Origin of the sequence: Paenibacillus caseinilyticus (assembly GCF_027533645.1) — a bacterium.
Classification (GTDB): Bacteria; Bacillota; Bacilli; order Paenibacillales; family NBRC-103111; genus Paenibacillus_G; species Paenibacillus_G caseinilyticus.
Genome location: NZ_JAQAGY010000013.1, coordinates 123,489 through 135,387 on the forward strand (window position 1 = coordinate 123,489; position 11,899 = coordinate 135,387).

The 11,899-nt window shown below is 57.6% G+C and carries 14 protein-coding genes; 6 read left to right on the top strand and 8 right to left on the bottom strand.

What is annotated here, in order from left to right:
• Window positions 1–179 precede the first annotated feature (179 nt).
• Complete coding sequence (locus tag O9H32_RS19425; protein WP_269867782.1) at window positions 180–1,397, top strand: helix-turn-helix domain-containing protein; 1,218 nt, start codon at window positions 180–182, stop codon at window positions 1,395–1,397.
• On the opposite strand, the gene O9H32_RS19430 is transcribed toward O9H32_RS19425, so the two are convergent.
• The gene (locus O9H32_RS19430) at window positions 1,392–1,598 is read right to left on the bottom strand and encodes a hypothetical protein (protein ID WP_269867783.1); all 207 of its coding nucleotides are present in this window, start codon (window positions 1,596–1,598) and stop codon (window positions 1,392–1,394) included. The genes O9H32_RS19425 and O9H32_RS19430 overlap by 6 nt on opposite strands.
• A 300-nt stretch (window positions 1,599–1,898) precedes the next feature.
• Here O9H32_RS19430 and O9H32_RS19435 point away from each other — a divergent pair, with 300 nt between their 5' ends.
• Together O9H32_RS19435 and O9H32_RS19440 are read left to right on the top strand one after the other, a co-directional pair.
• On the top strand, window positions 1,899–3,152 hold the full coding sequence (locus O9H32_RS19435; protein WP_269867784.1) for an MFS transporter: 1,254 nt from the start codon (window positions 1,899–1,901) through the stop codon (window positions 3,150–3,152).
• Window positions 3,153–3,236: 84 nt separating this feature from the next.
• Complete coding sequence (locus O9H32_RS19440; RefSeq protein WP_269867785.1) at window positions 3,237–4,019, top strand: alpha/beta hydrolase family protein; 783 nt, start codon at window positions 3,237–3,239, stop codon at window positions 4,017–4,019.
• Window positions 4,020–4,160: 141 nt separating this feature from the next.
• On the opposite strand, the gene O9H32_RS19445 is transcribed toward O9H32_RS19440, so the two are convergent.
• Entirely contained in the window at window positions 4,161–5,357 is a 1,197-nt protein-coding gene (locus O9H32_RS19445) for an FAD-dependent monooxygenase (protein WP_269867786.1), read from the bottom strand.
• Between the two features lie 146 nt (window positions 5,358–5,503).
• On the opposite strand from O9H32_RS19445, the gene O9H32_RS19450 reads away from it, so the two are divergent.
• Window positions 5,504–6,292, top strand: coding sequence for a TetR/AcrR family transcriptional regulator (locus O9H32_RS19450; protein ID WP_269867787.1), 789 nt, complete (start codon window positions 5,504–5,506; stop codon window positions 6,290–6,292).
• 174 nt (window positions 6,293–6,466) lie between these two features.
• Here the strand turns inward: O9H32_RS19450 and O9H32_RS19455 are convergent, their stop codons facing one another.
• From O9H32_RS19455 to O9H32_RS19465, 3 genes are all read right to left on the bottom strand, one after another.
• Complete coding sequence (locus O9H32_RS19455; protein ID WP_269867788.1) at window positions 6,467–6,760, bottom strand: hypothetical protein; 294 nt, start codon at window positions 6,758–6,760, stop codon at window positions 6,467–6,469.
• 117 nt (window positions 6,761–6,877) lie between these two features.
• Entirely contained in the window at window positions 6,878–7,093 is a 216-nt protein-coding gene (locus tag O9H32_RS19460) for a hypothetical protein (RefSeq protein ID WP_269867789.1), read from the bottom strand.
• Between the two features lie 685 nt (window positions 7,094–7,778).
• Window positions 7,779–7,991 carry a hypothetical protein gene (locus O9H32_RS19465; protein ID WP_269867790.1) on the bottom strand — a complete coding sequence of 71 codons (213 nt, stop codon included), beginning with the start codon at window positions 7,989–7,991 and terminating at the stop codon, window positions 7,779–7,781.
• Between the two features lie 120 nt (window positions 7,992–8,111).
• On the opposite strand from O9H32_RS19465, the gene O9H32_RS19470 reads away from it, so the two are divergent.
• Complete coding sequence (locus tag O9H32_RS19470; RefSeq protein ID WP_269867791.1) at window positions 8,112–9,062, top strand: AraC family transcriptional regulator; 951 nt, start codon at window positions 8,112–8,114, stop codon at window positions 9,060–9,062.
• Complete coding sequence (locus O9H32_RS19475) at window positions 9,007–9,375, top strand: DUF6463 family protein (RefSeq protein WP_269867792.1); 369 nt, start codon at window positions 9,007–9,009, stop codon at window positions 9,373–9,375. Before O9H32_RS19470 ends, O9H32_RS19475 begins: the two co-directional genes overlap by 56 nt.
• 67 nt (window positions 9,376–9,442) lie before the next feature.
• Here the strand turns inward: O9H32_RS19475 and O9H32_RS19480 are convergent, their stop codons facing one another.
• The 3 genes from O9H32_RS19480 to O9H32_RS19490 all read right to left on the bottom strand — a co-directional run bounded on the left by O9H32_RS19480 (window position 9,443) and on the right by O9H32_RS19490 (window position 11,896).
• A complete protein-coding gene (locus tag O9H32_RS19480; protein ID WP_269867793.1) occupies window positions 9,443–9,901 on the bottom strand; it encodes a VOC family protein in 459 nt (152 codons plus the stop codon).
• Between the two features lie 171 nt (window positions 9,902–10,072).
• Window positions 10,073–10,612: a flavodoxin family protein gene (locus O9H32_RS19485; RefSeq protein ID WP_269867794.1), complete on the bottom strand. Its 540-nt coding sequence runs from the start codon at window positions 10,610–10,612 to the stop codon at window positions 10,073–10,075.
• A 6-nt stretch (window positions 10,613–10,618) separates the two neighbouring features.
• Window positions 10,619–11,896, bottom strand: coding sequence for an ATP-grasp domain-containing protein (locus O9H32_RS19490; RefSeq protein ID WP_269867795.1), 1,278 nt, complete (start codon window positions 11,894–11,896; stop codon window positions 10,619–10,621).
• Window positions 11,897–11,899 lie beyond the last annotated feature (3 nt).

The window sequence follows — 11,899 nt, forward strand, 5'->3', positions numbered from 1 at the left end:
CCAAACGAGCCGTAAAGCCCGAGAGCGAGCCCGAGAGCCAACAGGCGAGATTTCAGGCAGCATGCCGCAGCAGCAAAAGACGCTTCCGTTCTTGTCAGAACGGGCGTCTTCGGATACAATTTATATCATATTAATAAGGTCGGCATACAGGGCATTATTCAAAGGAAGGGGGAATCCGAATGGAATCCAGAAGGCAGGCAGCCTCTCTGCCCCTGCTGACGCTGCAGGAAGCTCTCGACCTGCTCGGGGTCAGCCGGGCAACAGTAGACCGGTGGAGACAGAACCGGGGGCTCCCGTGTATCAAAATCGGACGCGAAGTCTACTTCGACGAAGAGGAGCTGCAGCGGTGGATCCGCAGCCAAGCGTCGGTCCGCGATCTGGGGTCCCCCGGCGCCGGGGGCGAAGAACCGCTGACGCTCACCCTCGGCTACCAGAGCGGGACGGCCCATATGTGGAGCTCCCTGGTGATCAAGGGGCTCCGTCTCCTGGAAGACGAGCTCAGCCTGCTGCAGCCTGCCCGCCGTATCGCCGTCCGCTGGCGGGATGCGGCCAGCGGACTGGAGCTTGTGGAAGAGCTGATCGCAGGCCAGGTACAGATTGCAGCACTCGGCGATTATCCGATCGCGATGAGTGCCGCCCTCAGCCGGGTGCTGCCCCGGTTCAACTCCGTGCTGCTCGCCCTCGACGGCAAGGCCGCCCGCGGCCGGGGGATTGCGCTCGCGGTGCCCCGGTCGTTCTCGCTGCGCAGCCTCTCTGATCTGGCCGCCCATACGGTGGCTACGGTACCGCACTCGAGTGCGGACCACCGGCTGCAGACGCTGCTCGCTCCGCTCGGCACCCGGCAGCCGCAGGTCATTCACCAGCAGATGCCGGAGAACCTGCGCAGCATTGCATGCGAGAGCGTAGGCGCCAGCGTCATGTGGGAGCCTTACCCCAGCCTGCTCGACTATTCCGGCCAGGGCCGGCTGCTGTTCGCTGAGGGGCTAGGCGGCGATTATTTGACGGGTCTGGCGGCGGACCAGACTTGGGTCACCGGCCATGAGGATATCGTTATCGCCTACCTCAAGGCGCATCTGAGGGCCCATGCGCTCCTCCGCGAGCAGCCGGGCAAGATGGCCAAGCTCGTTGCCCGGGAGGCCAGCCTGCCGCTGGCGGTAGCTAGTCAGGTTCTCTCCCGCGTGCGCTGGGACGCGGCCGTCTACACCCGGGACCTCGAGACGCTGCAGGGCATTATGGGCAGCGCCTCCTGTGCCTACGAACCGCCGGGAAGCGGGTTATCCGGACGCACCCTGATGTACCGCGGGGAATATTTGCAGGAGGCCGCCCGCCGGCTCCGTTATCCTGCCGTCGGGGAGAGCGCCGTGATTGGGGACTGGTCCGAGCGCATCCTGTTATAGCCGCAGCGCCGCCAGCTGCAGGCTGACGCATGACAGCGGAGCAGGCCGTTCCATGGACGGCATGCCCCGCTCCGGAACCGGAGCGGGGTTGTTCTTATCTGCTCCGTACTCCTTGTTCAGCTCCGGATTATGGATGGCCGGCACCCGTCCGTTACGGACGGCTTTCTGCTGCACTTCGCCGCTGTGTGCCGTCGCGATCACCTCGAACGCCTCGTCCTTATGCGTATTGCCCTAGGAATACCGCACCCTGGAACAGGGTAGGTCTTAGCGAATAAAAAAGCGGTTGACACCATAAAAAACAGGGGATAACATAAGATCTATTCCCGACAATATAGATGGTGTTAGGGGGTATATTATCTGCATTCAAGTCCCTGTCTACTAGTCCACTAGAGATGTCCGTCTTATGCCGTCCGCCGAGCGGCCGGTAAGCGGAGGTCTCTTTTTTGTGCAGATGAGCCCCCTTCCCCATGCTTTCCCAATTGAAAAAAGGAGCCTGAATCCATGTCCCTGCCCACCCAAGCGGCAAGCTTGAACGTCTCTGCCGGCGCTGCGGGTCCAAAACCTGCCGTCATGCGCATCCTGCTCGCCATATCGCTCGTGCATCTGCTCAACGATACGATCCAGGGGATCATCCCTGCGATTCTTCCGATCCTGAAGAGCTCCATGAGCTTATCTTACATGCAGGCCGGCCTGATCGTATTCGTCCTGAATATGACCTCTTCTCTGCTGCAGCCGTTGATCGGCATGGCTGCCGACCGCCGCCCCTCTCCTTACATGCTGCCTCTTGGCGTTGCCGCTACCTTCTGCGGCGTGCTCGGTCTTGCGTTTGCTCCCACGTATGCCATGGTGCTGTTGTCCGTACTGCTGATCGGACTCGGCTCTGCCGTGTTTCATCCCGAGGGCTCCCGTGTTGCGTATATGGCCGGAGGTTCCCGCCGGGGGATGGCCCAGTCGGTCTATCAGGTCGGGGGCAACTCGGGCCATGCGCTCGCCTCTGTGATGACTGCGCTGGTCTTCGTGCCGTTCGGCCAGCTCGGCGCACTCTGGTTCACCTTCGCGGCCGGGCTCGGCATTCTCGTCCAGTTCTATATCGCAAGGTGGTACACCGGTTATCTGGCGGCGCATCCCCGCGTACCGGGGAATGCCAAGGGGGATGAGGGACGGCCGGGCGTCAAGCGCCGTACGGCAGCAGCCATCTGCGTGCTAATCTTCCTCGTGTTCGCCCGGTCTTGGTACCAATCCGGCGTCTCCATCTATTACCCTTTTCACTTCCTTGAAGCTTTCGGGATCGGCTTGGACCGGGCCCAGGCCTATATCTTCCTCTTCTCGGCTGCCGGGGCGGCGGGCACCTTCGTGGGCGGCCCGCTCTCCGACCGGTTCGGGCGGCGCAATGTGATCTTTTTCTCCATGCTCGGTTCGGCTCCGTTCGCTCTCCTGCTCCCTTATGCAGGGGAGCTCTGGGCCTTCGTCCTGCTCACCCTGAACGGCTTCATCATGATGCTGGGGTTCTCGGTGACCGTCGTGTATGCCCAGGAACTCATTCCCGGCAAGATCGGCACCGTCTCCGGGCTGATCGTCGGCCTGGCTTTCGGCCTCGGCGCGCTGGGGGCCGTGGTGCTCGGCAGCCTGGTCGATGCCCTGAATCTCGGCACGGTGCTCAAGGGAATCTCGTTCCTGCCGCTGCTCGGCCTCTTCACTTACTTCCTGCCCTCGGACCGGACGCTGAAGGAATGGGCGGAGGCAGCTTCATCCTGACCGTACAGGCGGAGGCGCTCCGGTCATCCGGAACGTCTTGGTTTTTCACTATATGATCCACATAGGAAGAGGAGGAGTTTGATCATGACTCAAGTGCTTACAGCCCAGGAATTCACGGTATTCTCGCCGGAGGGAGTCCCCATCAAGGGGATTGTGCATGCCCTCGAGGACGGCGTGCGCAAGCCGGTGCTGATCTTAAGCCACGGCTTCCGCGGCTTCAAGGAATGGGGCTTCTGGCCGCAGGTGGCGAACGGCTTCGCGGAGCGCGGCTTCTATACGGTCCGCTTCGACTTCTCGCGGATTGCCGTCAAGAACAGCGGTGCCGAAGAACGGCTCCTCGAGGAATCGCTGACGGTCTCCCGGGAACTTGGCGACCTTCAGTCGCTGCTGTACGCCGTCCTGGGCGGAGCCCTGCCGCTGGCCGGAGAGGCGGACTCCGAGCGAATCGCCCTGCTCGGCCACAGCCGCGCCGGCAGTTCCAGTCTGATCTTCGCCGCCGAGCATGATAACGTTGCGGGTGTGGTCGTCTGGAACGGCGGAGCCACGCCGTCCGCCCAGGTCAGCGGCCAGCCGCGCCCGATCGCCGAAGATATCGAGCAGCATGCGGAGCGCTTCCATATTCCTGCGCGCCTTGCCTCGCTTCAGATTCCGGTCTTGGCGGTGCAGGGTACCGCCGATGCCGAACGGGTGCTGCAGAGCTTCCGCTCGCTGCAGGAAGCGGCTCCGGACCAGACATACGTATCGATACCGGGAGCGGACCACTTCTTCGGGATCGTGCATCCCTATCAGGGCACAACGCCTTATCTCGAAGAAGCGTTCGAAGCGACAGCCGGGTTCCTCTCCCAGCATCTGCTGAACCAAGAGTGATCGGCGTCCATGCAAAGGAGGCAGCTGCGGATGTCCGCGCGGCCTCCTTTGTTGCTTCTAAGCACAAGGTTTATTGGTCGCCGTTCGACGTGATTTCAACACAAAGAAGCCGATCGGTACGACCGGCTGCCACAAGATCCATCAATACCTTTTCAGTTCGATGCCGCTCGCGGCTTTTCCAATCATTTTTGAGATCATATGAAACATCGCATTCGTTACGAACGGCACGCGAAGCATCCAGTTTTGGAGTGTGATCTTGAAGCTGGAGTCGGCGACCATTCCTCCAGCTGCGGTGAGGCCGATTTTTTGATTCTTTTCCACAAACGATCTCATCTCTTGATCATAGGCTGCATAAGCCTTGGTATAATCGCCTTGCGCAAGCTTCAGCTCACCCGCCAATACATAGGCTCCGACAAGGGCGAGGCTGGTGCCCTGACCGGAGAGGGGCGACGGTCCATATGCCGCATCGCCTACAAGTGCCACACGGCCTTTAGACCATGCAGGCATGTGGATTTGACATATTTCATCAAAATAAAAATCCTCCGCCTCTTTCATTGCATGCAGCAGCCGCTGGGTTTCCCAGCCCGTCTCCCCGCTGAACGTATCGGCTACAAGCTGCTTCTGCGCTTCGGTATTGTGCCGGTCGTATTGCAGGGGAGCCGACTTAAATATAAACATCCCCTTTGCTTCGCTGGTATCGCGTGCGGAATACAGGCCTACCGTTCTACCGGGAATGGAGTACAACTGCTGACTGTGCATGAGGTTAAGATTATTGCGGGTGGTAAAAATGGAGATATAGCATCCAAGTGTACGTTTAAACTGGGCTTCATCCCCAAATATCAGCTTGCGGACATTAGAATGAAGACCGTCCGCCCCGATCACCAAGTCGAATGTTTGCGGCTTGCCCTTGGCAAATTGTACCTCAGCTCCTTCTTCAGTCTCATGAATGGCGGTAATGGAATCATTCCAAATGTAATGGACGGTATCTTGGGTCAAATGGTATAAAATGTCCGTTATATCATCCCGCATGACTTCGATGTCCTGACCCGCTTGGTTGCCCATCCCCGCTTCACTGATCTTGCCTTTGATCCGGCCATGGCTGTCTACAAAATAAACGCCCGTCATCTGCGTATCCGCCGCGCGTACTTGATCGAGTATACCCATCCGTTGAAGCACAGAGATAGCCGCTCCCCGAATATCCACTCCATAACCGCCTCGTCGTAAGGCGGGGGCCCGCTCTACGATCGTCACCTCAAAGCCGTAAGTCTGAAGCCAGTAGGCGAGTGCCGGTCCGGCCAAACTTGCTCCGGAAATAAGAATTCGCTTCATTTCTCCCATAGACCAGGATCACTCCATCATATATTAAGATAAAAACAGTGGGACAGCAGCCGTTTGAAGTTAAATTGTGTATTGCATAAACAGTATATGATATATACAATAAAAGATGCAATCAAAAGTTTTTCATGTTTGGGGCGATCAGATCAATGGATAACGAATTCGAAGAAAGTTTACCCCGCGGCGTGGCGCTCAGCTGGGGGTTAGTCAAACCCACTCAGCGCGGGCCGAAGCGCGAAATGAGTCTGAAGCAGATCGTCGATTCCGCCATAGCCATAGCTGATAATGACGGACTTTCCGCCGTTTCTATGCACAAGGTCGCTGCCTCCTTGGGATTCACAACCATGGCCCTCTACCGGTACGTTCCGGGCAAGGAAGATCTCATCCTTCTTATGCAGGACGCTGTATTTGATATATCGATCCCCGAAGAGACGTCCGCTCATTGGCGCGAGCAAATGACCCTTTTTGTTATGGCCATTATGCGATGCTACCAAGATCATCCCTGGTTGTGCGATATCCCTGCCTCCGGCATCCCGATCACCCCGAACAACCTGCGGTTTGTAGATTGGGCCATGCGGATTATGCAGCACCTTCCGTTAGATCACCATGAGAAGATCTCGATCATGGTCCTATTAACCAGCCATGCACGCATATATAGCTTTTTTCAACGGGATATGGACCGCGCCGTCCAGACCGGCGTGAACTCAGGCCCTGTCCCCGGAGTGAGCTATACTGCAGCGCTTGAGCATCTCGTGACTCCGGAACGCTTTCCCTATTTGCGGCCCGTCATCCTCGCGGGTGCTTATTCTCCAGATGATAAGGAAGTCAAGGATGAGCATTCCTATGGTTTCGAATTTGATTTTGCTCTCGCCAGAATACTGGATGGAATGGAGCATTATATGTCTTCAAAAAAAATGCAGGAACCGGATTTATCCTAATACACTAAGGGATCGGAATAAGGTTAAGGTATGCCAAACAAACGAAATAACCAGTTACCGATGACCTATCGGCAGCTGGCTGTTTCGTTAAGATGTTAGGATCCTCGTCTCAAAACCGCAGTGTCAGTCCCAGAAGGAAGAAGGACATCCCATCCGCTCTTCTTTTCCCCTGTCTCAGCCTCGCGTGTGGTATTCCTCCAGGTATGCGGGGCTGCAGTCCGCTTCCGTGGCATTCCGGAAGAGAATGGACAGGCTTCCTCCGTTATCGATGTACAAACACCCTGTCTGAAGATCCAGCCGCAGCTCGTTGCCATACCCCGCCGAGTTCTTATAGTAGGTAACAAAGCGCTTCTCAAAAGCAATAGCTGGTGGGTCCTCCTTCCCCTTCCCTCCGCTAGTCAGCGTTGGTATGGTATCGTGAACCCAGGTCAGAACCGTGACCAGTCCAATGAAGGCCAGCAGGATCACAAAGAGAAAGGGAATCCCTTCGAGTAAAATTGTTGCAGCGGATTTGTGCGGTTCAGGCTTTAGCATATTTCTTATGAGTTTGCGCATGGGTACCACCATCATGTTGGTATTCTTGCATCAAGGCCTTACTTGGTCGGTGCTGATCAGAATCATCCTCTTGTTCAAGGGATTGTACCGGAAGTGGTACCGATCTATGAACTCTGCTCCTGCGCCATATCCCCCGGTTACGGTAAGCTCCTCCCCGTTCACTTGCAAGGCGCCAAGCTGCGGGAGCTGACTAATATGGGGCCAGATCTCAGGCAGAGGGGTCCCTGCCGAATGGGTCTCAGTCATAGAGGTCTCTGCTGCACTCATCTCAAAGGTTACCGGATAAGCATTCCCTTTGCTTATTTCAAAAAGATAGGTCTCGAGACCGTGGCAGTCGGTATACCGCGGAACAAACGCGAATAAGCTCGCGGCTCCAATGGGTAAAGGCTGCATGTGAATTGGTGAATCATCGGGCTGCACTAGGAAAAAATCGGACGGGAATGTCATAACATGGGCTGCCGGCCCCCCCGCAGCGGGTTCCCATACCGCCTCATAGCCGCCTGACCAAATCAGGTCCGTGTCCTGCCCGAAGCAGCTCGGTGCTCCTAAGGGCGCTACCTTAGCCTTATCCGCGGGCCTGACAATCAGCCGCCCTTCTGGATGAGCCCCTATGGCTCTGACCGAGTCATCTTCTTTCTCTAGCGCTGAATTGAAAGCTGGCACAGAAGATGGACTATGGGATGGAGATGCGGATTCAGAGGACGTGGAGATAGCAGGCGCGCCAGGCTGCGGATCCACGGGGAGAGGAATCGGCATGCCTGTTCCGCAAGCGGACAGCAGTAGTGCGAGAGTCAAGATTCCATAGTGTATCGATAATGTTATGAATCGTGGTGCTTTCACAATCCGCCCCCTCCTGTTAGGCCCAACCCCGTACTCGCCGGCATCTCCCGGCCGGCTATAGACGAAGTCCTTTTAACGTACAGCAATCCCCTTACTTTATAGCTTGCAGCGCTTCAACGGCTATGTCCCTCGCCGCATCGTGGGTTGACGCTGTGACTTCTGCAATCGACTGCAGCGCTTTCCCGGCGATCTCCAGCTGCGCATTCAAACGGTCCACCATTATGGCAAGCTCTATGACATACTCATCCGTTAATTCTCCTGTGCCGCATAGTAAAACAGTGCTGGGCTCGAATCGATGGTTCAAGTCCCTTCATCTCCTTCTCGTCGGGTCATCCTCTCCTATATCATACCAAATAACAACCCATACAGGTTATACTGAAATGAGGCCGCCCGCGCTCAAGATGGATACGAAGGAGGGCTCTCCATGCTTACTCGCCACTCTCTACCCCACCCCCGGCTCCGCCCCTATATTGAATCTTATTGGTGCTGGGAATCCACACCTGGATCGCACACTCACCTCCCCCGGATTCTGCCCAGTCCCGAGACTGAGGTGCTTCTGCATCTCGGAGTGCCGCTGCGGACCGTTGCGCTGGATGGCACTCTACGCGCGCTGCCTTATGCAGCGGTGGCAGGTCCGCAGACACAGCCGCTGGATCTGCTCCCCGGACACGCTAGAGATCAGCCTGCGCCCGTAGGCATCATCGGCATCCGGTTTCGCCCCGGCGCTTTTCGCTATTTTTGCAGGCGGCCGGCGGCTGAATTCACGGATGCGGCGCTTCCTTTGGATGAAATTTGGAAGGGATCAAGCATGGATTGGGTCCACCGTCTGCTGGAGGTCCAGGAATGGCCGCAGCGCACCTTTTTGCTGGACGCCGCTTTGCTCGGGCGCTTAGAGCCTCAGGTACGAACACGTACGGAACTCGATCATGCCCTTTTTTTACTGCAAACGACAGAAGCGGACAGCCCGGTGACCATACCCGAGGTGTGCCGGTCCATCGGCCTCTCTAGCCGCCGGCTGGAGCGGATGTTCCTGGAGCGGGTCGGTCTTCCGCCGAAAAGGTTCGCACGTCTGGCGAGGTTCCAAAAAACCCTGCGCCAGCTGCTGGAACCCGGCGGATCCTCCACCGCCCGTCTTCCGCTGGAACACGGATACTATGATCAATCCCATTTTCTGAAAGAGATGCGGGTCCTGGCGGGCGCTCCATTGGCCTACTTCCGGGGACAGCCTGAATTTCTGTCGTTTTTTTACAATACGGAAGGCGGCGGCCCGCCGTATGCTACTATCCATCCGGAGTACACACGTAAAGGGGATGGAATCGATGAAGCTGTGGAGGTACAGCGGCTGGATGCTGCTGGGGACAGGGGTCATTCATAACGCGGTGGGGCTCCTGCTGGGTTGGGGGACGCTCAGCCAGATGGCCCATGAGGGATGGTGGGCAACCGTAGGCATGAACGCCGAGCGCAATGCCATCTTCTGGTTTCTCGCCACAGGGCTGTTCTGGATGGCCGCCGGCCATCTGCTGCAGCGCTGGATTACACGGCACGGGCAGCCGCTTCCTGCAGCGGCAGGCTGGTATATGCTGGCCTGGGCCGCGGCGGGATGCCTGCTGGCCCCGGACTCGGGGATCTGGCTCTTTTTTCCCCAAGCCTTGATCATTCTTGCGGCCCGCCCGGCGAGATATCAATAAACCGCCTCGGGGAAGAGGCGGCTTATTGAGCTATCGGATCCGTCAGCCAATTCCCTTTACTTTGGTTTTACATTGATTTATTACCGAGTTGTTCCGCCAAACCGATTAGAAGTCCTCCATTACCACGAATGTAGCAGAGCCGATACGAGTTCTCGTACTGAACCACTTCGCCAACGAGCTGAGCACCATGCTTAGTGAGTCTGGACACCAATTCGTCAATGTCTTCAACGGTGAACATGACGCGTAGATAACCGAGGGCATTGACAGGAGCAGTTCGGTGATCCGATATAGTTGGCGGGGTGAGAAATTGCGAAAGTTCAAGTCGGCTGTGGCCATCCGGGGTAATCATCATAGCAATCTCTACACACTGTGAACCCAGCCCGGTTACGCGGCCAGCCCATTCACCTTCAACAGTAGCTCGCCCTTCGAGCTTCAAGCCAATCTCCTCGAAGAAAGCGATGGCGTCATCAAGGGATTCTACAACGATGCCAACATTGTCCATTCTTAGTAATTTGTTTTTTGCCATAGTGTTATCTCCTTATGTGTACAAATGTATTACCTGGTCATCTTCATATTTAATTCTATCCGCAATTACTAATTCCTTCCAAAGCTAATCCAAAGGTCCACAGAAAAAAAGCCGCCTCTCGGCAGCTTTCCATCGGGAACAGGTTCTATCGATGTTATCTACGTTCTGGAATCAGACTTGCGCCAGCTCCGCTCTCCACCCATCCACTACGGCCAGCGCCTCGGCATCCTGCAGAATCTCCCCCGGCTTGTTGGCCGTACCGAGGACATGGCCGGCGAAGCGGATGCCGGTGAAGCCGAAGATATACCGGAACTGCTCGAGCAGCGGCTGCCCCTTCACGTGCGGATCGTCATCCCCGACGGCGATGACGTAAGCCTGCTTGCCCGCTAGACCGCCGAGAAACTCCGCGCGGTTCTCCCGCAGCGACTGGGACCACCGGTCGATGAACGTCTTGAGCACGCCGGAGATGCCGTACCAATAGATCGGTGTAGCGAATACGACCGTATCGGCTGCGAGCACCCGGCCGATCAGTTCATGGTAATCGTCGTCCGGGTAAGGGCCCGGCTCCGTATGCCGGTAATCGAGGATCGGCTGAAGCCGGTAGTCACTCAAATAGAGATGGTCCGCCTCTCTCCCCTCCGCCAGGCGGGCGGCCAGGATATCCGTATTCCCATTGCGCCGCGAGCTTCCGTACAATACTGCTATCCCCATCCGCGATCAACTCCTTCTTAAAGATCCGTGTGCCTGAGGCAGCTGCGCCTCTTCATAAGTAATTGTAACACGACTCACAAGCGCAAGCGCGGCTTCCTTCGCTTCCTTCGGCGTATCGGCCGACGTAATGACATAGCCGAGGCGGTCGTCCGAGCTGCGGGCCACGGCGACGCGGTCCCCCGGCCGGACGGAGATGTGGGAGCGTACGGCATACGGGCTCTCCCGCAGCGCCTCGACGCCTTCGATCCCGGCCACGGTACCATCCCGCTCCGCCGTCAAGTAAGCGATAGCCGAGGCCCGGCGGCGGCTGGGTTCAAGCTGGACCGGTGTGCCGAGATAATAATCCACCGTGGCCGCGAACACATCGATGCCGAACGACTGCACAAGGAGATCCGACGAGATCTGGTCGCCCCCCGGCCGGCCGTTCACTTCGATAATGCGCGGACCGGCCGCCGACAGCTTCACTTCCACATGACTCGGGCCGCTCACGATACCGATCGCATGAAGTGCTTTCACCGCGGTGTCGATGATCTCTTCTTCCCGTTCGCGGTGCACGGAGGTCGGCAGCGTATGCAGCACCTCGACGAAGTAAGGCAGCGGCGAAGTGAGCTTCTCGGTGACGGCGGAGAACACCGGGGTTCCCTCCTGGAGGAAGAGCTCCACGCTGAACTCCTGGCCGTCGATGTATTCCTCGATCAGATATTCTTCGCGTACTTTGAAGTCCATGTAGGTTACTTTGAACTCCAGGAGGAGGCCGAACGCCTCCCTCAGCTCTTCCGGGCTGTTGATAAAATAAACACCCTGGGAGCTCGCGCAGTTCGTGGGCTTGAGGACGACCGGGTAGCCGATCGCCCCGGCGGCTTCGATTGCCTCTTCCAGCGTGCCGACTTTCTTGTATTTCGCGCCGGGAACGCCGTGCTCTTCATACGCCTGCCGGGCCAGGTCCTTATTCCTTGCCCGCAGCGCCGCTTCGTAAGGAACCCCCCGGAGGCCGAGGCGCTCCGCGGCCTGTGCCGTGAGGTGGGACGCATAGTCGGTCGCCGGGATGAGGGCATCCAGCCTGCCGTGATAAGGCGACCCCGCGATCGCCTCATAGATCGATTCCCCGTCCCGGATATCCGCGACGAGCAGATCGTGGTAGATGCCCTCATAGCCGTACTTGGCCGGATTGTCCTTCGACGATACGATGGCGATTACCTGATGGCCCTGCTCGTAGGCCGCTCTGGCGAAGCTGACCCCATAGAAACTCGGTTCCACAAAAGCTACGATTTTTTGCTCACTCATTCG

Bases quoted from the DNA above. Each gene is read 5' to 3' on its own strand.
- O9H32_RS19470 (WP_269867791.1), top strand. From the start codon at position 8,112: ATGCTTACTCGCCACTCTCTACCCCACCCCCGGCTCCGCCCCTATATT.
- O9H32_RS19435 (WP_269867784.1), top strand. From the start codon at position 1,899: ATGTCCCTGCCCACCCAAGCGGCAAGCTTGAACGTCTCTGCCGGCGCT.
- O9H32_RS19460 (WP_269867789.1), bottom strand. From the start codon at position 7,093: ATGACTGAGACCCATTCGGCAGGGACCCCTCTGCCTGAGATCTGGCCC.
- O9H32_RS19425 (WP_269867782.1), top strand. From the start codon at position 180: ATGGAATCCAGAAGGCAGGCAGCCTCTCTGCCCCTGCTGACGCTGCAG.
- O9H32_RS19480 (WP_269867793.1), bottom strand. From the start codon at position 9,901: ATGGCAAAAAACAAATTACTAAGAATGGACAATGTTGGCATCGTTGTA.
- O9H32_RS19475 (WP_269867792.1), top strand. From the start codon at position 9,007: ATGAAGCTGTGGAGGTACAGCGGCTGGATGCTGCTGGGGACAGGGGTC.
- O9H32_RS19490 (WP_269867795.1), bottom strand. From the start codon at position 11,896: ATGAGTGAGCAAAAAATCGTAGCTTTTGTGGAACCGAGTTTCTATGGG.
- O9H32_RS19440 (WP_269867785.1), top strand. From the start codon at position 3,237: ATGACTCAAGTGCTTACAGCCCAGGAATTCACGGTATTCTCGCCGGAG.
- O9H32_RS19445 (WP_269867786.1), bottom strand. From the start codon at position 5,357: ATGGGAGAAATGAAGCGAATTCTTATTTCCGGAGCAAGTTTGGCCGGA.
- O9H32_RS19485 (WP_269867794.1), bottom strand. From the start codon at position 10,612: ATGGGGATAGCAGTATTGTACGGAAGCTCGCGGCGCAATGGGAATACG.
- O9H32_RS19450 (WP_269867787.1), top strand. From the start codon at position 5,504: ATGGATAACGAATTCGAAGAAAGTTTACCCCGCGGCGTGGCGCTCAGC.